24 protein-coding genes are annotated in these 22,559 nt (G+C 70.7%); 21 read left to right on the forward strand and 3 right to left on the reverse strand.

All coding sequences use genetic code 11. From position 1 onward, the window contains the following. The first annotated feature begins 4 nt into the window (after positions 1-4). The 11 genes from ACNI65_RS14570 (at position 5) to eutC (ending at position 12,536) form a co-directional block, all read left to right on the forward strand. Positions 5-721, forward strand: a complete 717-nt coding sequence (locus ACNI65_RS14570; RefSeq protein ID WP_416757531.1) for a PilW family protein — start codon at positions 5-7, stop codon at positions 719-721. Further along, positions 718-1,896 carry a PilX N-terminal domain-containing pilus assembly protein gene (locus tag ACNI65_RS14575; RefSeq protein WP_416757533.1) on the forward strand — a complete coding sequence of 393 codons (1,179 nt, stop codon included), beginning with the start codon at positions 718-720 and terminating at the stop codon, positions 1,894-1,896. Before ACNI65_RS14570 ends, ACNI65_RS14575 begins: the two co-directional genes overlap by 4 nt. Next, positions 1,893-2,342, forward strand: coding sequence for a prepilin-type N-terminal cleavage/methylation domain-containing protein (locus tag ACNI65_RS14580; protein WP_416757534.1), 450 nt, complete (start codon positions 1,893-1,895; stop codon positions 2,340-2,342). The genes ACNI65_RS14575 and ACNI65_RS14580 overlap by 4 nt, the downstream gene beginning before the upstream one ends. Positions 2,343-2,352: 10 nt before the next feature. Further along, positions 2,353-3,585 (forward strand): bifunctional diaminohydroxyphosphoribosylaminopyrimidine deaminase/5-amino-6-(5-phosphoribosylamino)uracil reductase RibD, encoded by a 1,233-nt coding sequence (ribD, locus tag ACNI65_RS14585; RefSeq protein WP_416757535.1) that lies wholly within the window; start codon positions 2,353-2,355, stop codon positions 3,583-3,585. A gap of 47 nt (positions 3,586-3,632) precedes the next feature. After that, the gene (gene ribBA, locus ACNI65_RS14590) at positions 3,633-4,745 is read left to right on the forward strand and encodes a bifunctional 3,4-dihydroxy-2-butanone-4-phosphate synthase/GTP cyclohydrolase II (RefSeq protein ID WP_416757537.1); all 1,113 of its coding nucleotides are present in this window, start codon (positions 3,633-3,635) and stop codon (positions 4,743-4,745) included. A 12-nt stretch (positions 4,746-4,757) separates the two neighbouring features. Then, positions 4,758-5,222, forward strand: a complete 465-nt coding sequence (gene ribH / locus ACNI65_RS14595) for a 6,7-dimethyl-8-ribityllumazine synthase (protein WP_416757538.1) — start codon at positions 4,758-4,760, stop codon at positions 5,220-5,222. Beyond that, complete coding sequence (gene nusB, locus ACNI65_RS14600; protein ID WP_416757540.1) at positions 5,219-5,731, forward strand: transcription antitermination factor NusB; 513 nt, start codon at positions 5,219-5,221, stop codon at positions 5,729-5,731. Before ribH ends, nusB begins: the two co-directional genes overlap by 4 nt. 326 nt (positions 5,732-6,057) lie before the next feature. Next, entirely contained in the window at positions 6,058-9,603 is a 3,546-nt protein-coding gene (locus ACNI65_RS14605; protein WP_416757542.1) for an alpha-1,6-glucosidase domain-containing protein, read from the forward strand. 28 nt (positions 9,604-9,631) lie between these two features. After that, on the forward strand, positions 9,632-10,249 hold the full coding sequence (locus ACNI65_RS14610; protein ID WP_416757543.1) for a PEP-CTERM sorting domain-containing protein: 618 nt from the start codon (positions 9,632-9,634) through the stop codon (positions 10,247-10,249). A 41-nt stretch (positions 10,250-10,290) separates the two neighbouring features. Then, complete coding sequence (locus ACNI65_RS14615) at positions 10,291-11,712, forward strand: ethanolamine ammonia-lyase subunit EutB (protein WP_416757544.1); 1,422 nt, start codon at positions 10,291-10,293, stop codon at positions 11,710-11,712. Further along, the gene (gene eutC, locus ACNI65_RS14620; protein WP_416757546.1) at positions 11,709-12,536 is read left to right on the forward strand and encodes an ethanolamine ammonia-lyase subunit EutC; all 828 of its coding nucleotides are present in this window, start codon (positions 11,709-11,711) and stop codon (positions 12,534-12,536) included. Before ACNI65_RS14615 ends, eutC begins: the two co-directional genes overlap by 4 nt. A 3-nt stretch (positions 12,537-12,539) precedes the next feature. Here eutC and ACNI65_RS14625 read toward each other — a convergent pair whose 3' ends face one another. Continuing rightward, a complete protein-coding gene (locus tag ACNI65_RS14625; protein WP_416757547.1) occupies positions 12,540-13,076 on the reverse strand; it encodes a hypothetical protein in 537 nt (178 codons plus the stop codon). Positions 13,077-13,079: 3 nt separating this feature from the next. After that, positions 13,080-13,355, reverse strand: coding sequence for a hypothetical protein (locus tag ACNI65_RS14630; protein ID WP_416757548.1), 276 nt, complete (start codon positions 13,353-13,355; stop codon positions 13,080-13,082). A 118-nt stretch (positions 13,356-13,473) separates the two neighbouring features. On the opposite strand from ACNI65_RS14630, the gene ACNI65_RS14635 reads away from it, so the two are divergent. Next, complete coding sequence (locus ACNI65_RS14635; protein ID WP_416757550.1) at positions 13,474-14,292, forward strand: hypothetical protein; 819 nt, start codon at positions 13,474-13,476, stop codon at positions 14,290-14,292. Positions 14,293-14,300: 8 nt separating this feature from the next. Here the strand turns inward: ACNI65_RS14635 and ACNI65_RS14640 are convergent, their stop codons facing one another. Continuing rightward, entirely contained in the window at positions 14,301-15,989 is a 1,689-nt protein-coding gene (locus ACNI65_RS14640) for a hypothetical protein (RefSeq protein ID WP_416757552.1), read from the reverse strand. 179 nt (positions 15,990-16,168) lie between these two features. Between ACNI65_RS14640 and ACNI65_RS14645 the strand changes: the two genes are divergently transcribed. The 9 genes from ACNI65_RS14645 (at position 16,169) to tolA (ending at position 22,526) form a co-directional block, all read left to right on the forward strand. Then, positions 16,169-16,519, forward strand: coding sequence for an ArsR/SmtB family transcription factor (locus tag ACNI65_RS14645; RefSeq protein WP_416757554.1), 351 nt, complete (start codon positions 16,169-16,171; stop codon positions 16,517-16,519). 29 nt (positions 16,520-16,548) lie between these two features. Further along, positions 16,549-17,052, forward strand: coding sequence for an arsenate reductase ArsC (locus ACNI65_RS14650; protein ID WP_416757555.1), 504 nt, complete (start codon positions 16,549-16,551; stop codon positions 17,050-17,052). Positions 17,053-17,056: 4 nt separating this feature from the next. Then, a complete protein-coding gene (locus tag ACNI65_RS14655; RefSeq protein ID WP_416757556.1) occupies positions 17,057-17,785 on the forward strand; it encodes an aquaporin in 729 nt (242 codons plus the stop codon). Beyond that, positions 17,778-18,560 carry an arsenical resistance protein ArsH gene (arsH, locus tag ACNI65_RS14660; protein ID WP_416757558.1) on the forward strand — a complete coding sequence of 261 codons (783 nt, stop codon included), beginning with the start codon at positions 17,778-17,780 and terminating at the stop codon, positions 18,558-18,560. The genes ACNI65_RS14655 and arsH overlap by 8 nt, the downstream gene beginning before the upstream one ends. Before the next feature lie 73 nt (positions 18,561-18,633). Next, positions 18,634-19,836: a pyridoxal phosphate-dependent aminotransferase gene (locus ACNI65_RS14665; protein ID WP_416757559.1), complete on the forward strand. Its 1,203-nt coding sequence runs from the start codon at positions 18,634-18,636 to the stop codon at positions 19,834-19,836. Then, positions 19,833-20,285: a tol-pal system-associated acyl-CoA thioesterase gene (gene ybgC, locus ACNI65_RS14670; RefSeq protein WP_416757560.1), complete on the forward strand. Its 453-nt coding sequence runs from the start codon at positions 19,833-19,835 to the stop codon at positions 20,283-20,285. Before ACNI65_RS14665 ends, ybgC begins: the two co-directional genes overlap by 4 nt. A 143-nt stretch (positions 20,286-20,428) precedes the next feature. Next, complete coding sequence (gene tolQ, locus ACNI65_RS14675; RefSeq protein WP_416757562.1) at positions 20,429-21,121, forward strand: protein TolQ; 693 nt, start codon at positions 20,429-20,431, stop codon at positions 21,119-21,121. A 15-nt stretch (positions 21,122-21,136) separates the two neighbouring features. After that, a complete protein-coding gene (gene tolR / locus ACNI65_RS14680; RefSeq protein ID WP_416757563.1) occupies positions 21,137-21,577 on the forward strand; it encodes a protein TolR in 441 nt (146 codons plus the stop codon). A 22-nt stretch (positions 21,578-21,599) separates the two neighbouring features. Further along, positions 21,600-22,526: a cell envelope integrity protein TolA gene (gene tolA, locus ACNI65_RS14685; RefSeq protein ID WP_416757564.1), complete on the forward strand. Its 927-nt coding sequence runs from the start codon at positions 21,600-21,602 to the stop codon at positions 22,524-22,526. The last annotated feature ends 33 nt before the right edge of the window (positions 22,527-22,559 follow it).

Genomic DNA, 22,559 nt, shown 5'->3' on the forward strand with positions numbered 1-22,559 from the left:
CCGCATGCGCCGACAACTTCCACCGCCCGCGCGGCGCTGCCTTCGCGGCTTCACGCTCGTCGAACTCATGACCGCGCTCGCGATCAGCCTGATGCTGATGTCCGGCGCCCTGGTGATGGCCGGCGTCCAGTTGGGCGAGCACCGCCGGCTTCAGTTGGAGACCCAGGTGCAGCAGGAGCTGCGCGGCACGGCCGAGCTGATGCTGCGGGACCTGCGTCGCGCCGCGTTCTGGGACCGCAGTCCGGAGGGCGTGTGGCGGCTGGACGGCCCCGCGCCCGAGCCCAATCCCTATGCGGACCTGATGCTCGAGGACGCCGGACAGCGCGTCTCCTACAGCTTCGCGCGAGACGGCAGCGTCCCCGGTGGCGACAGCGTCCGCGAGACCTCGGGCTTTCGGCTGAACGAGGGTCGGATCGACCAGCTCATCGCCGGACGTCACCAGCCGGTGACCGACCCGGCGCTGCTGCGGGTGCGCGACTTCGAGGTCCGCGTGTCATCGCTCAAGCGCGATCTGACCGACGTCTGCGGAAGCGGAAGCGGAAGCGGAGGCGGAAGCGGAGGCGGAAGCGGCTGCGGTGCCGGGCCCTGCGGCCCCGCGCTCCTGAGCCGCCAGGTCGAACTGATCCTCGACGCGGAGGCCGCCCACGACGCGCGCGTCCGCCATCGCCTGACCGTGCGCGGCCTGCTGCGCAACGTCGTCCTCACTGGAGCCTGTCGATGAACCCGCCCCGCCCTCCCCACACCCGTCCAGCCTGCAGCGCCCCGGCGCGCGGGCGTCCGGAGCGGCGCCGTCGGCAACGCGGCCTCGGCACCTTGGCGGTCTGCGCGGTCCTGCTCGGCGTCCTGGCGCTGGGCGCGGCCTGGGCCGCCCGCCAGTTGACGACGGCCCAACGCGTCTCGGCCAACGACCACCGCGCGGCGGTCGCCTTCGAGGTCGCCGAGGCGGGCTTGGCCTGGGCGGTGGCGATGCTCAATGCCGGACTGATCGACGACCACTGCCGATCCGCCTCCTCGGTGGGCGCCGCGGCGCCCCGGGACGCGACGGACTTCCGCCATCGATTCCTGCAACTCGGCGCCGACGGCCACTTCCGGGCACCACCGACGACGGGCGAGCCACCGGCTTGCGCCAACATCGCCCCACTGCGCTGGAGCTGTCGATGCGGACCCGGCGCGGATGCGGGTGCGCCCTCCGCCGGCATCGAGGGGACGCCCCCGTCGCCGCCGGATACGCAGGAGGGTCCGCGGGACCAGCCTCGGTTCAGCCTCCGCTTCGTTGACGCGGGCGCTCCGGGCCAGCTCACGCTGATCGCCCGTGGATGCAGCGACCGGCGGCGGGACTGTGACGACCTCAGCGAAGGCCCCGTCGGCCAGGCCGAGACCGCGCAGCACCTCGCGCTGCTCAGCGCGCTGCGCCGACCGCCGCCCACGGCCCTGGTCGAGGGGCCGGACAGCTTCTCGCAGCACTTCGGCATGCCGCCGGCGCGTTACCGCAGCCAGCCCGCGGTGACGCGCCTGCGCTGCCGGGACGACTGCGAGGCGGTCCTGGCCCAGGCGCTGGCGCGAGGCCGGCGACTGCTCTGGATCGAGGGCGATGCCCGGCTCGCGCGCTGGCCCGAGGGCGTGCTCGATGGCACCCCGCTGGTGCTGATCGTCGAGGGGCGGCTGGAGCTGTCCGCGCCCGGACATGCGCAAGGCCTGCTGTTCGCGCGCGACGGCATCACCTGGCACCCGCCCGCGAACCTGGGCAGCTCTTGGCGTGGGGCGCTGATCAGCGAGGGACGCATCGATCTCGCCAAGCAGGTCACGCCGACCCACGACGCCGCGGTGCTCTATCGCATCCACCGGCAGATGGGCAGCTACCTGCCGGTGCCCGGCGGCTGGACCTCGACGCGATGACACGCCCGAATCCGCCCCACCCGCGCGGGATCACCTTGATCGAGGTCCTGCTTGTCATGCTCCTGTTGGCCATGGGCGCGGCCGGACTGATGACGCTCCAGGTCCGGCTGCGAATGGCCGCCGATGCCAGCCGTCACCACGACCAGGGTCTGCGCCTGGCCCGCAATGAACTGGAACGCTGGCGCTGGCGACCAGAAGCCCCGGCCCCCGCGCTGACCTGGGAAGGGCCGGATGCCGTCTTCGACGCCGAGGGGCTGTCCGCGACCGACGCCGAGGCGCTCGCTCAGCCCGGCCCGGACTTGCTGCCGCTGCGCGCGGTCCATGTGCGCGTGGCATGGACCGGGCGCGACGGGGTACGGCGCTCGCTGTGGCTGGACACGCTGATGCCCCTGACCGATCCGGCCCTCTCGGGCGTCCTGATGCTCCCCTCGGAAGCCCCCCGCTAGACTGCGCGCCATGCCTGACGACACCGCTGACACCGCCAACATCGCCAACCTGGCCGACGCCGCATTCCCGGCCTGGTTCGCTTCTCCAGGTGCCCTCCGCTGCTCGGAGCGCGGCGCCTCACGCGACGCCTCTCGCGATGACCACTGGATGGCCGAGGCGGTCCGGCTCGCGGAACTCGGCATCGGCCTGACCGATCCCAATCCGCGCGTGGGCTGCGTGATCGTCGATGGCGAGGGCCGCGTGCTCGGGCAGGGCCATACGCAGCCGGCAGGCCAGGCGCACGCCGAGGTGATGGCGCTGCGTGACGCGCAGTCCCAGGGCCGGGATCCGCGCGGCGCCACCGCCTACGTGACGCTGGAACCCTGCGCCCACCACGGCCGGACGCCGCCCTGCTGCGATGCGTTGATTGCCGCGGGCATCGCACGGGTGGTCGTGGCGCTGGGCGATCCCAATCCGCTGGTCGCCGGCGAGGGCCTGGCCCGCATGCGCGCGGCGGGCATCGCCGCCGAGGTGCTGCCCGAGGACCATCCGTCGGCGGTTGCCGCCCGGGAACTCAACATCGGTTTCCTGCACCGGATGCGCACCGGCCGCCCCTTCGTGCGCATGAAGATCGCGGCATCGATCGACGGCCGGAGCGCGCTGGCCAACGGCGTCAGCCAATGGATCACCGGGCCGGACGCCCGCCGGGATGGCCATGCGTGGCGACGCCGCGCGGGCGCGGTGCTCACCGGCATCGGCACGGCCCGCGACGACGACCCGCGGCTGGACGTGCGGGAGGTCCCGACCACGCTGCAGCCGCGGCGCGTGCTCGTGGACTCCCGGCTGGAGCTTTTGCCGCAGGCCCGGCTGCTGGACCCGCCCGGCCAGTTGCTGATCTATCACTCGCTGGCGGCACCGGGCGAGCGCGGCGCGGCGCTGGTCGAGCGTGGCGCGGAACTGGTCTCGGTCGCCGATCCGGTCCGCGGCAAGGTCGACCTGGCCGCGGCGATCCTGGACCTGGGCCAGCGGCAGGTCAATGAACTGCACATCGAGGCCGGGTACAAGCTCAACGGGTCGCTGCTCAAGGCCGGGCTCGTGGACGAGCTGCTCGTCTATGTCGCGCCCAAGCTGCTCGGTGAAGGGCGCGGCATGGTGGACCTGGGCGGGCTGACCGCCCTGGATCAGGCGCCCGCGCTGCGGTGGGTGGATGTCCGGCCGGTGGGGGGCGACCTGCGCCTGAGGCTCAGACCGGTCCCGGCCTGAATCCCTGCCGCACCGCCTCCCGGGCCGCCCCGCCTACAATCGCGCCCATGCCTATTTCACCGATTCCCGAGCTGGTCGCCGAACTGGCGGCCGGCCGCATGGTCATCCTCGTGGACGAGGAAGACCGCGAGAACGAGGGGGACCTCGTGCTCGCCGCCGATCACGTCACGCCGGAAGCGATCAATTTCATGGCCAAGCACGGCCGCGGGCTGATCTGCCTGACGCTGACGCGCGAGCGCTGCGAACAGCTGCAGCTGCCCCCGATGGCCACGCGCAACGGCACCAAGCACGGCACGGCCTTCACCGTGTCCATCGAGGCCAAGACCGGCGTCACCACCGGCATCTCCGCGGCGGACCGCGCGCGCACCGTCCAGGCGGCGGTGGCCAAGGGCGCCGTCGCCACCGACCTCGTCCAGCCGGGTCACATCTTCCCGCTGCAGGCGCAGGACGGCGGCGTGCTGATGCGCGCCGGCCATACGGAAGCGGGCTGCGATCTCTCGCGCATGGCCGGCCTGACGCCCGCCGGCGTGATCTGCGAGATCATGAACGACGACGGCACGATGGCGCGTCTGCCGGACCTGGAGATCTTCGCCAAGGAACACGGTCTGAAGATCGGCACCATCGCCGACCTGATCGAGTACCGCAGCCGCAACGAATCGATCGTGCAGCGCATCGCGCAGCGTCCGCTGGAGACCCGCGAGGGCCGCTTCGAGTGCCACGTGTTCCGCGATCGCTCGAACAACGTGCACATGGCGCTGGCGCTGGGCGAGTGGCATCAGGACCAGGAAGTGCTGGTGCGGGTGCATGAGCCTTTCTCGGCGATGGACCTGCTGGACGCCGGCCGTTGCGGCCACAGCTGGCCGCTGCCGCAGGCGCTGGCGGCGATCCAGCGCGAGGGTTCGGGCGTGGCCGTGCTGCTGAACTGCGGCGAGGATGCCGATGCGCTGCTCGCGCGGCTGCAGCCCCCCGGTGCCGAGGAGCCCCGTCAGACGATGGACCTGCGCACCTACGGCGTGGGCGCGCAGATCCTGCGCGAGCTCGGCGTGCACAAGATGAAGCTGCTGGGCAGCCCGCGCCGCATGCCGAGCATGACCGGCTACGGACTGGAGGTCACCGGCTTCCAGGCGGCCCAGGTCGACGTCAACGACAAGAACTGCTGAGCCGAGGACCGCATGCAAGGATCTGACAAGGGTCAATCGACCCAGCTGGACGGACGCGGTCTGCGCGTGGGCATCGTCCAGGCGCGTTTCAACGACGCGTTGACGACGGCGCTGGCCAAGGCCTGCCTGGGCGAGCTCCAGCGGCTGGGCGTGCAGGACGCCGACATCCGTCACGTGACCGTGCCGGGCGCGCTGGAGGTGCCGGTGGCGCTGCAGGCGATGGCGTTCAGCGGCCGTTTCGACGCGCTGGTGGCGCTGGGCTGCATCATCCGCGGCGAGACCTACCACTTCGAACTGGTGGCCAACGAGAGCGGTGCCGGGGTCACGCGGTTGACGCTGGATCACCGTCTGCCGATCGCCAATGCGATCCTGACGGTCGAGAATGAAGAACAAGCCTGGGCCCGCGCCGAGGACAAGGGCCGCGATGCCGGAACGGTCGCCGTCGAGATGGCGCAGTTGCTGAAAGAACTCAAGTGAATACCAAGGACACCTCCTCCCCCGCCGGCAAGCCCGCGGCCAAGACCGGCGCGAAGCCGGGTGTGAAGAAGGCCCCGGCCAAGTCGGCCCGCCGCCGCTCGCGCGAGCACGCGCTGCAAGGCATCTATCAATGGCTGGTGACCGGTGACGACATCGGCGTGATCGACGCGCACACGCGCGAGCAGGACGGCTTCGAGAAAGCCGACCGCGGTCATTACGACAAGCTGTTCAATGGCGCGATCGAGGAAGCGGCGGATCTGGACGTGGTGCTGGCGCGCCATGCGGACCGCAAGACGACCGAGCTGTCGCCGATCGAGCACGCGATCCTGATGATCGGCGCGTACGAGCTGAAGAACTGCATCGACATCCCCTACAAGGTCGCGATCAACGAAGCGGTCGAGCTGGCGAAGTCCTTCGGCGGCACGGACGGTCACAAGTACGTCAACGGCGTGCTGGACCGCGCGGCGATCGATCTGCGTCCCGTCGAGGTCAAGGCCGCCCGCGGCTGATCCCTCCGCTCACCGCGCCCAGGGCCCGAGGCTTCACGCCTGCGGGCCCTTGTTTTTTGCGCGCCCCATCCTTTCTGAAGCAAAACTACAGCCGCAGACGCTTCAGACCGCCACAACCGACCTTCCTTGTCCCTTGCGATGTCCCTCAGACGGAGGACATGTAGCGATACTCCGGGCTTTCACCAGTCAAACATGTAGTTTTGCTTCACTAGCATCCGCCCACCTTGACGGAGGGCTCGGACATGCACGGTGGAGCGGATGTGGGGAGGCGCGGCGCGCGCCATGGTCTGAAGGCTCGCTTCGGCGCTTGGGGCCATGGGGTCCTCATGGCCCTCGCGGCCTTGATGTTCGGGATCGGCTTGAGCGCCTGCGGCGGGGGCGACACCGAGCTCGCGAAGGTCCAGTCCGCCCAGGCGGCGCAGCCTGCCGATGAGCACGGCGTGACCACGCTCACCACGGTGCCCGACGCCGCCGGCACCCGCGCCCGCACGGCCGCGGTCGCCTCGCCTGAAGCTCCCGCCACCTCGCTGCGCGTGCACTACCGCCGCTCCGATGGCAACGCCGCCGGCTGGCAGATCCACACCTGGGACGCAGCGCAGAGCCCCAACTGGAACGGCGGCTGGAACGCCGCCGGCAGCGACGACTTCGGCGTCTACTACGACGTGCCGCTCGCCGCGGGCAGCGGCACCGTGGGATTCCTCTTCCACAAGGGCGACGACAAGGACAACGGCGGCGCCGATCAGAGCCTCGTGCTGCAGTCCGGGGCCAACGAGGTCTGGCGCCTGCAAGGCGACGGCACCACCTACACGAGCAACCCGCTGGGTCAGCCCGCGCCCGACCTCACCACGGTGCGCGTCCACTACAAGCGCTTCGATGCCGGTTACGCGGCGTGGGGCCTGCACCTGTGGAACGGCAGCGGCCTGAACGCCGCCGCCCTGCCCGCTGGCGTCACCATCGACCAGTGGAGCCAGCCCGTCGCGTTCAGCGCGATGCCCGGCTACGCCGCAGGCACAGGCACCAACGGCGATGAGATCGTGTTCGACCTCCCCGTGCTCAATCCGCAAGGCGACGCGAGCCGCAAGGCCCTGGAGTTCATCATCCACGGCATGCCGCCCAACGAGAACAACAAGGACGGCCGCGACAACAACATCCGCGTCGAGTTCGGCGCGCTCACCGTGCAGAACCGCGTCGGCCACATCTGGCTGGTCGAGGGTGACGCCACCGTGTACACCGCCGCGCCCGACCTGCGCCAGGTCTCCAGCACCGACGCCCGCGCGGTGTGGCTCAACAAGACGCTGGTGAAGTGGCCGCGCATGGCGCCGGGCGCCAGCGTGCGGCTGTATCACTCGGCCACCGGGCAGATCAGCGTCAGCGCGGGCGCGGCGGTCAGCGGCGCCGACGGCTTCGTCGTGCTCGACACCTTCACCGGCTCGGTGCCCGAGGCCGACGCCACGCGATTCAAGTACGTCGCCAGCGGCGCGGTCTTCGCGGTGCGCGCGGCCGACATCGCGCGCCTGCCCGCGTTGCATCAGCAGCAGCTGGTGCTCGTCGAGGTCGATGCCGACGGCAAGGTGCGCAACGCCACGACCGCGCAGATCGCCGGCGCGCTCGACGATCTCTACGCCGCGGCCTACAACGTCCCCGACCTCGGCGCCGTCGTCGCCAACGGCTCGACGAACTTCAAGGTCTGGGCACCGACGGCGCAGAACGTGCAGCTCGTCCTGACGGCGCCGATCCCGGGATCGACGCTCACCCGCACCACCACGGAGCCCATGTCGCGCGATGCCGCGACCGGCGTCTGGCGCCTGACCAAGCCGGGCATCCTGCAGGGCGCGACCTACCGCTACGACGTGCAGGTCTTCGTCAAGGGCATCGGCCTGGTGCGGAACCTCGTGGCCGATCCGTACGCGCGCGGCGTCACGCTGGGGGGCCAGCAGAGCGTGGTGATGGACCTCGACGCGAGCGCGACCAAGCCCGCAGGCTGGGACGCGAGCGCCCCGCCCGCGACGGTCGCCGCGCCGTCGGACCTCAGCATCTACGAGCTTCATGTCCGCGACTTCTCGATCAACGACGCGACCGTGCCCGCGGCCCGCCGCGGCAAGTACCTGGCGTTCGCCGAGAGCGGCTCCAACGGCATGCGCCACCTGGGCGCGCTCGCGGCGGCGGGGCTGACCGACGTCCACCTGCTGCCGGCCTTCGACTTCGCCACGGTCAACGAGAAGACCTGCGTGACGCCCTCGCCTGCCGGCGCGCCCGACGGCGAGACTCAGCAGGCCGCGGTGGCCGCGAGCGCCGGCACGGACTGCTTCAACTGGGGCTACGACCCACAGCACTTCTCCACGCCCGAGGGCAGCTACTCGAGCAACGCGAGCGACCCGGTCGCCCGCGTCGTCGAGTTCCGCCGCATGGTGCAGGCGCTCAACGCGGCCGGGCTGCGCGTAGGCATGGACCTGGTCTACAACCACACGAGCTCGTCGGGTCAGAACGCGACCTCGGTGCTCGACAAGGTCGTGCCCAACTACTACTTCCGCTACAACGCCAGTGGCGGCATCGAGCGCTCGACCTGCTGCGAGAACACTGCCTCCGAGAACCTCATGATGGGCAAGCTCATGATCGACTCGGCGGTGATCTGGGCGCGGGACTACCGCATCAGCTCGCTGCGCTTCGACATCATGGGCCACCACCCGCGCGCGGTCATGGAGACGCTCAAGGCGCGTGTCGCGCAGGCCGCGGGCCGGCCGGTGCAGATCGTCGGCGAGGGCTGGAACTTCGGTGAGGTCGCCAACGGCGCGCGTTTCGTGCAGGCCGAGATGCTGTCGCTGAACGGCTCGGGCATCGGCAGCTTCAACCCGCTGATCCGCGACGCGGTGCGCGGCGGCGGATGCTGCGACTCGGGCGGCGCGCTGGCCGCCAACCAGGGCTACATCAACGGCTTCTTCTATGACGGCAACGGCGCCAACGCCGGCCAGACCCGCGGCGAGCTGATGTGGATGGCCGACCGCGTGCGCGCCTCGCTGGCGGGCTCCATCCGCAGCTTCTCGATGCAGACGAGCTGGGATGCGACGCTGCGCCTGGAGCAGATCGACGTCGGCGGCATTCCCGCGGGCTGGGTGCTGGAGCCGGGCGAGGTCGTCAACTACGTCGAGAACCACGACAACCTCACGCTCTTCGACAACAACGTCTTCCGCCTGCCCGTGGGCACGAGCCGCGAGGACCGCGCCCGCGTGCAGATCCTGGCCAGCGCGATCAACGCGTTCAGCCAGGGTGTGGCCTATTTCCATGCCGGCGGCGACACGCTGCGCAGCAAGTCGCTGGATCGCAACAGCTACGACAGTGGCGACTGGTTCAACCGGCTGGACTGGACCTACGCGGACAACAACTTCGCCGTGGGCCTGCCGCCGGCGCGCGACAACGGCGACAACTGGGCCTACGCGCGACCGCTGCTGGCCAACGCGGCGATCAAGCCGAGCGCGGCCGACATCGCCTGGACACGCGACGCCTTCCGCGACCTGCTGCGCATCCGCAAGAGCTCGACGCTGCTGCGCCTGCGCACCGCCGAGGACACCAAGGCGCGGCTGAGCTTCCTGAACACCGGGTCCTCGCAGGAGGCGACGGTGCTGGTGGGACGCCTGAACGGCGTCGGTTATGCGGGCGCCAATTTCGACGAGCTGGTCTACCTGATCAACGTCGACAAGTCCGCCCACACGCTGACGCTGCCCGCGCTGGCCGGCCACGCGCTCGTGCCGCATCCGGTGCATGCGACCGGCGCGGACGCCCGCGCGCGCCAGGCCAGTTTCGATCGCGCCACCGGCCGCTTCGAGCTGCCCGCGCGCACCGCCGTCGTCTTCGTCGTTCCCGCCTCTGCCCGCTGATCCACGGCCCCTGATGAAAGGCTCCACCATGCGCCACACTCTGCGCCACGCTCCCGCTCGTTCTGCCCTCGCCTCGCTGAAGGCCGCCAGCGCGATCGCCGCCGCCGCGCTGCTCACGGCGATCAGTCCCGCCGCCCTCGCCGCGCCCGTCGACATCGACGTGACCGGCGCGCAGAGCGTGGACCTGCTCGGCGATGCCGGCAATACCGTCTGGTTCGTCAACGTCGGCGCCAACGCGGTGCTGAACTCGCTGAGCTGGTCGGTGACGCTCGAGGCCTTCTCGCCCAGCGTGCTGTCGGAGATGCAGCTCAGCTTCGGCGACTCGAGCGGACTGGACCTGGTGAGCTTCCTCCCGGCCGATGGCGATTTCCACAGCAGTGTCGGCAGCTACGCGGGTTCGCTGGACCTGAGCGGCCTGGGTCTGGGCGTTGGCGCGGACGGGCTGCTGCGGCTTGAATTCAGCGAGGCCTTCAAGGACCTCGCGCCCGGCGTGGCCGATGGACGCTGGCTGTCCGGAACGCTGAGCTTCGATGTGACGCAGGTGTCGACGGTGCCAGAACCGGCGAGCCTGGCGCTCGCGCTGGCGGGTCTGGCGTTGATGGCGGGCGTGGGCGCCGCGGGCCGCCGGAGCTCCGCCGCGCGCTGATCGCCACATTCGCGCGGTAAGCTGGCCCGAAGGAGTTCACGATGAACGCTTCGGGAGCCCGGCCTTACGGCCATCGCATCGGTGCCGTCAGCCACCGTTTCGACAGCTTGCGCGAGTTGATGGCCAAGGCCACGCCGGAGCGTTCCGGCGACCGGCTGGCCGGCGTCGCGGCCGCCTCCGAGCAGGAACGCGCCGCGGCGCAGATGGCGCTGGCCGACCTGCCGCTGCGGACCTTCCTGTCCGAGGCCCTCGTGCCCTACGAGGACGACGAGGTCACGCGGCTGATCCTGGACACGCATGACGCGGCCGCCTTCGCCCCCATCGCGCACCTGACCGTCGGCGGCTGGCGCGAGTGGCTGCTGTCGGACGAGGCCGATACCGCCGCGCTCACCGCGCTCGCGCCGGGCATCACGCCCGAGATGGCGGCGGCGGTCTGCAAGCTCATGCGCCACCAGGACCTGATCCTCGTGTCGCGCAAGTGCTCGGTGGTGACCCGCTTCCGCGACACCCTGGGCCTGCCCGGCCGCCTGGCCACGCGGCTGCAGCCCAACCACCCCACCGACGACCCCAGCGGCATCGCCGCCAGCGTGCTGGACGGCCTGATGTACGGCAGCGGCGACGCGGTGCTCGGCATCAATCCCGCCACCGACAACGTCACGCAGGTCACGCAGCTGCTGCACCTGCTGGCCGATGTCATCGAGCGCTTCGAGATTCCCACGCAGAGCTGCGTGCTGACGCACGTCACCAACACGCTGCGCTGCATCGAGCGCGGCGCGCCGGTGGACCTGGTGTTCCAGTCCATCGGCGGCACGCAGGCCACCCATCGCGCCTTCGGCATCGACCTGCGGATGCTCGCCGAGGCCCGAGACGCGGCGCTGTCGCTGCAGCGAGGGGCGGTGTTCCCCGACGGCGAGCGCGGCCGCCACGTGATGTATTTCGAGACCGGTCAGGGCAGCGCGCTCTCGGCCAACGCGCATCACGGCTGCGACCAGCAGACACTGGAGGCACGCGCCTATGCGGTCGCCCGGCATTTCCAGCCGCTGCTGGTGAACACGGTGGTCGGCTTCATCGGGCCCGAGTACCTGTACGACGGCAAGCAGATCATCCGCGCGGGGCTGGAGGACCACTTCTGCGGGAAGCTGCTCGGATTGCCGATGGGCTGCGACATCTGCTACACGAATCACGCCGCGGCCGACCAGAACGACATGGACACCTTGCTCACGCTGCTCGGCGTGGCCGGCTGCAACTTCATCATGGGCGTGCCCGGCTCGGACGACGTGATGCTGAATTACCAGACGACCTCGTTCCACGACGCGCTGTACGCGCGGCGCGTGCTCGGCCTGCGGTCCGCGCCGGAGTTCGAGCGTTGGCTCGAGCGCATGCGGATCTCGATGCCCGGCGAGCCCGGCCGGCTCGTCGACGCGATGTCGCCGGTGTTCTCCGCCCTGCTGCCCTCGCCATGACCACGCATGACCACACCATGACCGCGCCGCTGATCGACAACCCCTGGCGCCTGCTGCGCCGTCACACGCCGGCACGCATCGGCCTGGGCCGTGCGGGCATCAGCCAGCCCACGTCGTCGCAGCTGGCCTTCCAGCTCGCCCATGCGCAGGCACGCGACGCGGTACATCGCGCGCTGGATCACGAGGGGCTCGCGGCGGCGCTGCAGTCGCAAGGGCTGACGACGCTGGACCTGCACAGCGCGGCGTCCGATCGCGCGGAGTACCTGCAACGGCCCGATCTCGGGCGTCAGCTAGACGCGCGCTCGACCGACCTGCTGCGCGGACTGTCAGACGAGTCACGTGTGGACGACGCGCCCGAGCTCGCGCTGATCGTGGCGGACGGCCTGTCGGCGTTGGCGGTGGAGCGACATGCGCCGGCGCTGATCGCCGAACTGCGCGGCGTGTTGCCGGCCGAGTGGCGCTGGGCGCCGGTCGCCATCGTCCGTCAGGCGCGGGTGGCGATCGGCGATCCCATCGGCGAGGCCCTCGGGGCGCGGCTCGCCGTGGTGCTCATCGGCGAGCGGCCCGGCTTGAGTTCTCCGGACAGCCTCGGGATCTATCTCACGTGGGACCCTCGGCGGGGCCGCGTCGACGCCGAGCGCAACTGCATCTCCAACGTGCGGCCCGAGGGCCTGTCGCCGGCACTCGCGGCGCGGCGCCTCGCCTGGCTGATGACGCAGGCGCGCACGCGCGGGCTGACCGGCGTCGCGCTCAAGGACGAAAGCGGCGCCGAGTCGCCAGTCATCGACACCGCGGAGACCTTCCGACTGCAGCGCGAGCCCTGAGGCTCAGCGGTTCAGCGCTTCGACGCCCGCGATCGGCGTGGACGACACCACCAGCACGCGCACGGGCTCGCAGAAGGAATCGCTGTTGGCGCTGAGCGCGGCGAGCAATGCCGGGACCGCAGCCGCTTGCGCTTCACGCACCATGAGCAGCGTCGGCCGACGCGGCCTGAAGGACGCCGCGGCATCGAGCGCCCCTTCTCGCCACCATCCGGCGTCCCAAGGATCCTGGGCGCGCGCGCGACCGCTCGTCAGGCACTCGCGGGCGAGAAGCGCCAGGCGCCAAGCCAAGCCTCGCAGCCGACCCAGGCGCACCAGCGCGTGACTGCCGTCCAGCGCGCAGGCGGCGTCATCGAGGCCCGCCTCGTCGGCCACTTGAGCCACGCGCAGAGGCTTCGACGGCGCGGGGCCCGTCGCGTAGGCACCCTCGAAGGCGTCCTCCTCGCACCAACGCCGCAGCGCGGCGCTCAGGGACGGATCAGGCGCAGCGCCCGTCTCGGGCGCGGCCATCAGCTCGACATCGAAACGACGCGGAAGGCGCACGCGTCAGCCTCCGCTGGCGCGTCCCGCGTTGGCCGAGCCCGCGCCCGGGGTCGGGCCCGGGGTCACGCCCGACGTCACGCCGATGGGGATCACGCGCACGCCGGAGGCCTTGGCGGCCGGCTCGGCCGGCGCGGTCCTGGCGCCGCCCATCGTGGGCAGGCGCACCTTCGAGAACATGTCCTCCGCGCCGACGTGCAGCCTGGACGCGAGGACCCAGCCCAGCACGGCCAGCAGGAGAGCCGCGAGGCCGGCGACGATCTTGACGGGAGCAACTTTCATGGTCGCGAAGTGTAGTCAGGCGCCGCGCCCCGGGTCCGGACGCGGCATCCATGGCTCTTTCGGGCCTCGGGATCTTCACCAGTGCCGGTACCCCTGACGCCGCGTAGGCTGCTTCGTCATGTCATCGATTCGTCACGTGGCGCCGCTAGGCGCACTGGTCCCCGACGCGCAAGTGCTGGCCTGGTGCCGCGCGCTGCGCGCGATCGCGGTGCTCAATGTCGGGGTGTGGATGAGCGTCGCGCTGCTCGGTCCCGCGCGCGGTGGGCTCGCCCATCTGCAGCTCGCGCTGTCGGGTGTCTACGTGCTGGTCTGCGCGTATCGATCGCTGTTCCCGCGCGTGGACCTGGAACGGCTGGTCGTCGTGGACACGCCGCTGTCGAGCATCTTCCTGGGCCGCACCGCGGCGACGATCGCGGAGATCTGCTTCGCGCTCCAGCTCGGCCTGCTCGTGCATCAGCTCGCCGCGCATGCCGGACTGCCGAGCGTGCAACGCGCCGCGTGGGCGGTGCCGCTGTTCATGATCGTCGCGCAGGGTTTCTGCTGGCACAGCGTGCTCACGCTCAACCACATCACGCAGGCGGTGGAGTCCTCGTTGTGGGCCGCGGGCTTCGCCTGGATGGCGGTGCTGCTGGGCTTCATCGCGTTCAACAGCTCGGGCTGGGTGCAGGGGCTCGCGCTCGCGGGCGTGCTCGGCGCGATGGCCTTCGTCGCCTACGTGCTGACGGTCGACGTCCCGATGTACTGCCGCCGTTATCGCGACGGCCGCGCCAGCGGTCGCGTCTACCTGCGCCTGGACGAAGGCGCGCGCGATGCGTGGCGCCGCCGCGTGCACAGCGGCAGCTGGTCCGCGTGGAGGGCCGATGCGCTGTGGCTCACGCCCTACTTCAGCGTCGGCGTGTGGGTGAGCATCGCGATGACGCTGGTGCCCGCGGCCTGAACGTCGTCTCACTTCTCGAGGTCGTAGCTCCCGGTGCCGACGAAGACGCTGCGCCGGTTCGCATCGACGGGGAAGCTCAGCAGCCGCTCCTGGTGGCCGTCGTCGTAGTCGAGCGTGATCACGTAGCCATCGAGTTGATATCGACCTCGGCGGCTCGCGCCGTCGTCGATCTTGCGCGTGCCGCTGGACACGCCGACGTCGCCGGTCCCGGTGCCGACCGTGCTGCTGCTGGTGCGGGTGCTGCCCGAGCCGTCCCCCGTCGACGAGCCGGAGATCACCGTGCCCGTGATGGCCTGCAGGCTGCCGGTGCTGGACAAGGCGTGGAAGCTGCGCTCGAAGCGGCCATCGGGCGTGAAGCGGATGCCGCGCGTCGAGGACGTGCCGCCGGTGACCATGCTGCCGTTGAAGGCCGAGCGGCTGAAGTTGCCCTGCAGCCGCGTGTCCTTGGGCCAGGCCTTCACCGCGACATGCGGCTCGCGTTTCCACTCGCCCACGGGCCGGCCGTCGTCGTCCTGCGCCTGCATCTCGTAGCCGCCCGCGACCGCGCGCCAGCGGCCCCATTGCTGAGGCTCCAGCCGCCGCGACGCGGCGACGTCGAGCTGATCCGGCGGCATCTCGGTGCGTCGATAGACGCTGCCGTCGCGCAGCAGGAACAGCACGTCCTCCTCCCAGCGTGTGCCCCCGATCGAGTTGGCCCGACCGTGGACGACGATGGCGGCGAGGTCCTTGTCGGCCAGCCCGCGGCCCGGCGCGCTGGACACGCGCATCAGCGGCACCTCCACGCGCGCCAGCGGCGTCTGCGGCAGCGGTGACGGTGTGAGGCCCGACGGATCGGTGACCAGCGCGGCGTGGCCCAGGTCCATCGACAGCCGGTTCAGCGAGGTGACCACGCCGCGCAGCACGATCTCGCGGCCGACCCAGGCCTCGGCGTTGAACTTGAGGTGGATGGGCTGAGGCGCGGCGCGCTCGCCTTGCACCCACTCGAGCCGGAAGTTCTCGGGCCGCTTCCAGTCGCGCGCGACGCGGCCCTTGACGTAGACGGTCCCCATCCGGCGCTGCGCGGCTTCGTCCGACAGCGCCAGCCACTGCCCGCGCTGCTCGGTCAGCGCGATGACCTGCGTGGGCATCAGCACCGGGCCACGCGCGGGCTCGGCGACGACGGGCAGCGGGGTGATCGGCATCACGAGGTTGGTCTGCAGGAGCGCGCGCGCCACCGCGCCCGCTTGCGGATACCGGGTGCCGACGTCCATGCCCGCGCTCGGGAAACCGCGGGCGAGCTCGGCGCAAGACTGCGCCGCGTTGGGATCGGCGAGCAGCTTGCGCCGCAGCGGATCGGCGATCTTCTCCCACGGCGGATCGCTGCTGTTGCGCTGCATGACGCGGGTCAGCAGGACGCGCATCGTCGGGAGGTCCTGGCGCACGCGCCAGGCGCTCCATGCGTCGCGCGCCGCGACCGCGGTCGGCGCGCCGAGTTCCAGGCAGGCCTCGACGCTGGCCTCGGACATCACGTCCAGCGTGACCGCCTCGACCAGTTGCCGCATCGCGGCGGGGTCGGTGGCGAGCGCGCGGCCGTCTGGCGCGGCGTGGGCGCTGGAGATCCAGGGGGAGATCGCCGATACCGCGGTGATGGCGGTGATGGCGGTGATGGCGGTGATGGCGGAGAAGGCCCACGCGGGCCGCAAGCAACGAAAACGCATGCCGTCGACGGCCGGGGAGGCCAAGTCCGGGAAGCCGCCATCCTGCCCTCCCACGGCCCTGGCGGCCACGGCCAAGACGGGGAAGCGGCGGCAGGGGACGGCGGGGGACTTGACCACCGGTTGGGGTCTTCGCTCGCCCGGTCTTGTCGATCATTACAAGTTTTGTTGTAATGTCCGGTATGGACAAGACTTCAGCCCTGGCCGCGCTAGGCGCGCTCGCGCACCCGATCCGCCTGGATGCGTTCCGCGCACTGGTGGTGGCTGGCGAGGCCGGCCTCACGCCCGGGGTGCTCGTCGAGCGGCTGGGCGTGCCTTACGCCAAGCTGGGCTTCCACCTGAAGGACCTGGTCGCGGCCGGGCTGGTGGTGTCGGCGCCCTCGGGCCGCAACGTCATCTACCGCGCGGTCTACCCGCAGATGAACGCGCTGTTGGGCTTCCTCACCGACAACTGCTGCGAAGGCGCCGCCTGCGCCATCGAACCGGCGCCGGCCACGCCTGCCTCGCCCACTGCCTCCTGCTGCGGCTGCTGAGCCCCGATTTCCCCTTGGACTTCTCGCCCATGACGACACACGTGCTCATCCTCTGCACCCACAACTCCGCGCGCAGCGTGCTCAGCGAGGGCATGCTCAACCACTGGGCGCGGCGATTGGGCCAGGACCTCCAGGCCCACAGCGCGGGCAGCGCGCCCAGCGGCCGGATCAATGCCTTCGCGGTGGAGGCGCTGCAAGGCGCCGGCATCGACACCACGGGCTATCGCAGCAAGAGCTGGGACGAGTTCACCTCGCCCGACGCACCGCCGCTGTCCCTCGTGATCACCGTGTGCGACAGCGCCGCGGCGGAGCAATGCCCCGTGTTCTTCGGCGGCTCAGGCCAGCCGGTGAAGGTGCATTGGGGCTATCCGGATCCGTCCAACGCCGACGGCGGCGACGAGGGCAAGCGTCGCGCGTTCGAGCTGACCCGTCAGGCGATCGGCTACCGCATGCTGCAACTGGCGAGCCTGCCGTTCGCGTCGATGAGCCAGGCCGACCTTCGGCAGGCGCTCGCCGAGATCGCCCGAAGCTGATCCGATGACGCTTCCTCGCAAACTGCTGGCCGAGCTGCTAGGCACCGCGCTGCTGCTGGCGATCGTGATCGGTTCCGGCGTGATGGCGGAGCGCCTGTCGGGCGGCAACACCGCGATCGCGCTGCTGGCCAACACGCTTGCGACGGTGGGCGGCCTGTACGTGCTGATCGAGGTGTTCGGGCCCGTCAGCGGCGCGCACTTCAATCCGGCCGTCAGTGTCGTGATGGCAGCGCGCGGCGCGCTGCCCCGGCCCGCGCTGATGCCCTACATCGCCGCCCAGTTGCTGGGCGCCGTGCTGGGCGCCTGGCTGGCCCATGCGATGTTCGACATGACCCTCGTGCAGCTGTCGACGAAGGTGCGCGGCGGCACGGGCCAATGGGTCGCGGAAGGCGTCGCCACCTTCGGCCTGCTGCTGGTGATCCTTCGGGCACCGAGCTCGCGCGTGGCGGCGATGGTCGCGGCCTACATCGGCGCGGCCTACTGGTTCACGTCGTCGACCTCCTTCGCCAATCCCGCCGCGGTCCTGGGCCGACTCTTCAGCGACAGCTTCGCCGGTATCGCCCCGGCGAGCGCACCCGCCTTCGTCGCGGTGGAGCTGATTGGCGCAGCGCTGGCCGCCGGCGTGCATCGTCTGCTGTCCGAGGCAACACCCGGCCCCGCATTGCCTGCCACCTTGCCGGCATCGGTCGCTTCCCTGTCTTCCACCCAACCGGATGCCTCCCACCATGTCTGAACCCCTCTTCCCCGACGCGAGCTTTCCCGCGCTGGATCCGGCGCTGCTGGAGATCCCGTCGCTGGACCGTCTGACGGTGCCGGCCCCGTCCCGGCATTCGCCGCGCATCCTCATGCTGTACGGCTCGTTGCGCGAGCGTTCCTACAGCCGGCTGTTGACCTTCGAGGCCGCGCGGCTGCTCGAGGCGATGGGCGCGGAGGTCCGGATCTTCGATCCGTCCGGCCTGCCCCTGCCGGACGACGCGCCCGACTCTCATCCCAAGGTGCGCGAGCTGCGCGAACTGGCCACGTGGTCGGAGGGCATGGTCTGGTGCTCGCCGGAGCGCCACGGCGCGATGACCGGGATCATGAAGACGCAGATCGACTGGATCCCGCTGAGCTCGGGCTCGGTGCGGCCGACGCAGGGCAAGACGCTCGCGGTGATGCAGGTCTCGGGCGGATCGCAGTCGTTCAACGCCGTCAACCAGATGCGCGTGCTCGGGCGCTGGATGCGCATGCTGACCATCCCCAACCAGTCCTCGGTCGCCAAGGCATTCTCCGAATTCACCGAGGAAGGCCGGATGAAGCCCTCGTCCTTCTATGACCGCGTGGTCGACGTGATGGAGGAGCTCGTCAAGTTCACGCTGCTCACCCGCGACCTGGGTCCGCAACTGCTGAGCCGCTACAGCGAGCGCAAGGAGAGCGCGGCAGAGCTGGCCAAGCGGGTTGATCTCCCGGCCGCCACGGGTTGCGCGCCTAAGGCGGGCAAGACCGGCGCGGCGCGCTGCTGCGGTTGAGGTCAAACCGGTCACCGCGGGACGGATCGCGGACGAAACCTAGAATGTCATCCGCACTCCCAAGCCCCCACCGATGAGACTTGCCAATCGCGTTCAGGCCATTGATCCCTTCTACGTCATGGAATGCGCCAAGCGGGCCGACGAGATCGCCCGCTCCGCGGTCTGCGATCCGGCCCAGGGCGGCCGGCCCATGATCTACCTGAACATCGGCGAGCCCGACTTCGGTGCCAGCCCCGCCGTGCGCGACGCCGCCGCCCGCTTCACCGCCGCCGGCCGCATCCCCTACACCCAGGCCAACGGCACCCGCGCGCTGCGCGAGCGCGTCGCCGACTGGTATCGCCAGACCCAGCATCTGGCCATCCACCCCGACCGCATCGTCATCACCGCCGGCGCCTCGGCCGCGCTGCAGCTCGCCTGCCTCGCCCTCTTCCAGGCCGGCGACGAGGTGCTGATGCCCGACCCCAGCTACCCCTGCAACCGGCACTTCGTCGCCGCGGTCGACGCCACGCCCGTGCTGATCCCCTCCTCGCCCGAGGACCGCTTCCAGCTCAGCCTCGCGCATCTGCAGTCGCGCTGGACCGAACGCAGCCGCGGCGTGCTGCTGGCCTCGCCCAGCAACCCGACCGGCACGTCGATCGCCCCGGAGGAACTCGCCCGGCTGCACGCCTTCGTGCGCGAGCGCGGCGGCGTCACCATCGTCGACGAGATCTACCAGCCGCTCAGCTACGACAACCGCTACGCGCGCAGCGCGCTGGCGCTCGGCGATGACGTCGTCTCGATCAACAGCTTCTCCAAGTACTTCGGCATGACCGGCTGGCGCCTGGGCTGGCTGGTGCTGCCCGAACCCATGGTCGGCGCCGTCGAGAAGCTTGCGCAGAACCTCTACATCTGCCCCTCCACCATCGCGCAGCAGGCCGCGCTGGCCTGCTTCGAGCCCGACTCCATCGACGAGTACGAACGCCGCCGCGAGGAACTGCGCCGTCGCCGCGACCTGGTCGTGCCCGCGCTCGAGGCCATGGGCCTGCCCGTGCCGGTGCTCCCCGACGGCGCCTTCTACGCCTGGGCCGACGCGTCGGGCACGGGCCTCGGCAGCTGGGACCTGTGCATGGACCTGATGCAGCACGCGCAGGTCGCGCTCACGCCCGGCCGCGACTTCGGCCCCGCCTTCGGCGAACGCTTCCTGCGCCTGTCGTTCTCCTCGAGCATGGACGACCTGCGCGAGGCGCTCGACCGCGTGCGCGCGCGGCTCGATCAACTGAAGGCCCGCGCCGCATGACCGCCGACCCGTCCGCCTTCCAGCATGAATTGCGCGTGTACTGGGAAGACACCGACGCTGGCGGCGTCGTCTTCTACGCCAACTACCTGAAGTTCATGGAACGCGCCCGCACCGAGTGGCTGCGCGCGATGGGCTTCGAGCAGGAGACCATGCGCCGTGACGAGGGCCTGATGTTCGTCGTCAGCGACACCGCGCTGCGCTACCTCGCCCCGGCGCGGCTGGACGACTGGCTGCGCGTGAGCGTCGTGCCCGCGGAGATCGGCCGCGCCAGCCTCACCATCGACCAGCAGGTCTGGCGCGGCGAGCAGCTGCTGACCCAGGGCCGCATCCGCATCGGTTGCGTCGATGCGCGCAGCTTGAAACCCGCGCGCATCCCGGCACGCATCCTGCAGGCGCTGCCGCCCGAGGGCGCCGCGGCCGCCGGAACGGTTGCGCCTGCGCACCGCTGACACGCTTCTTTGCATGAAGCTGGCCCGCCAATTGCCGACGAAGCCGCCAGACTTGTCACAATTCCGGCTTCGCTGAAAGCTCGACCGCAGTTCCACGCCGGTTCCCGCCAGGAACCGCCCCGCGATCCCCGTTTGCCGATCCCATGAACCAAGACCTCTCCATCATTTCCCTGATCGCCCACGCCAGCCTCACCGTGCAGCTGGTGATCGCCGCGCTGCTGCTGGTGTCGCTCGCGAGCTGGAGCGTGATCTTCAGCAAGCTGATCGCGCTGGGCCGCATCAAGGCGCGCAACGAGGGCTTCGAGCAGGAGTTCTGGTCCGGCAAGAACCTGAACGACCTCTACAACAGCGTTTCCAACCGCCCCGACGGCGCCCCGCTGGAGCGCATCTTCGCCTCGGGCATGCGCGAGTTCCTCAAGCTGCGCGAGAAGCGCGTCGTGGACGCCGGCCAGCTGCTGGACGGCGCCCGCCGCGCCATGCGCGCGAGCTTCCAGCGCGAGCTCGACGCGATGGAATCGCACCTGTCCTTCCTGGCGTCGGTGGGTTCGGTGTCGCCCTACGTGGGGCTGTTCGGCACCATCTGGGGGATCATGCATGCCTTCGTCGGCCTGTCCAACCTGACCCAGGTCACGCTGGCCACCGTGGCCCCCGGCATCGCCGAGGCGCTGGTGGCCACGGCCATCGGCCTGTTCGCCGCCATCCCCGCGGTGCTGGCCTACAACCGCTTCGCGCGTCAGATCGACCGCAACGCGATCACGCTGGAGACCTTCATCGAGGAGTTCTCCAACATCCTGCAGCGCAACGCCGGCCAGCCCGCGCCGGCCGCGCAGCGCTGATCCGGAGCGCCGCCCATGCCCGCGATGTCCTCCCGCGGCGGTTCTCGCCGCCGCACGATGAACGAGATCAACATGGTCCCGTTCATCGACGTCATGCTGGTGCTGCTGATCATCTTCATGGTCAGCGCGCCGCTCATCACCACCGGCGTGGTCGACCTGCCCAGCGTCGGCACCGCCAAGACCCAGCCCCAGCACGTGATCCAGGTGATCGTGGGCACCGACGAGCAGCTCAAGATCAAGCTCGACGGCGACCAGGATCCCTCCCCGGTGCCGCTCAAGGCGCTGGCCGCCCGCGTCAAGGACGCCCAGAAGGGCGACGCGGCCACGCCCGTGGTGATCTCCGCCGACCGCAACGTGAAGTACGAGGCCGTCGTCAAGACGATGGACGTGCTGCAGCGCGCGGGCATCCAGCGCGTCGGGCTGGCCGTGAAGAACGGCGCCCCGGCCGACCGTTGAGCGCGCGAGGCACTTCCCCACGATGAGCAACGCGACGACCGGCGCCATGGGCCTGGCTTCCCGCTTCCACCCCGACCGCGACCCGCTGCGGCCGCCGCCCGCGCCCGGCCTGGGCCGCGGATTCAGCTTCGCCATCGTGGCGCACATCCTGCTGGTGGTCGCGCTGAGCGCGGGCGTCAGCTGGCGCTCCACGCCGGTGCCGGCGATGGAGGCGGAACTGTGGTCCGCCGTGCCGCAGGCCGCCGCCCCCAAGGAACAACTCCCCACCGAGCCGCAACCCGAGCCGCCCAAGCCCCAGCCCGAGCCGCCCAAGCCCGCGCAGCCCACGCCGCAGGAGGTCCAGGCCCAGCGCGACGCGGACATCGCCATCGCCAAGGCCAAGGAACGCAAGCTCAAGGAAGAGAAGGAGCAGCGCGAGGCCGAGGACAAGCGCAAGCTCGAGCAGCGCAAGAAGGACGAGGCCGACCAGAAGGAACGCGATCGCAAGGCCAAGGAAGAGCAGGCGAAGAAGGACGACGCGAAGGAGAAGCAGGACAAGGCCAAGGCCGACAAGGCCCGCAAGGACTCCGAAGCCCGCGCCGAGGCGCAGCGTCAGGAGAACCTGCGGCGCATCCAGGGCATGGCCGGCGCCTCGGGCGGACCGTCCTCGACGGGGACGGCGCTCAAGAGCTCGGGGCCGTCCTCGAACTACGCAGGCCGCGTGATGCGGGCAGTGAAGGACCGCCTCAACTTCGACGTCTCGAGCATCGTGGGCAACCCGGTCACCGAGGTCGACGTCCGCTGCGCCCCCGACGGCCGCGTGCTGTCGGCCCGGGTGATCAAGTCCGGCGGCGTCGAGGCCTACGACGACGCCGTGACGCGCGCGATCCTGGGGGTGGAGCGTCTGCCGCTGGACACGGACGGCCGAGTGCCCTCGCAGATGATCCTGGCCTTCCGTCCGAAGGACTGACGCGGCCGATCCACGAGGCCAGCGTCAACGAGG

The sequence above is a fragment of the Roseateles sp. So40a genome, assembly GCF_048081605.1.
Taxonomy (GTDB): domain Bacteria; phylum Pseudomonadota; class Gammaproteobacteria; order Burkholderiales; family Burkholderiaceae_C; genus Roseateles.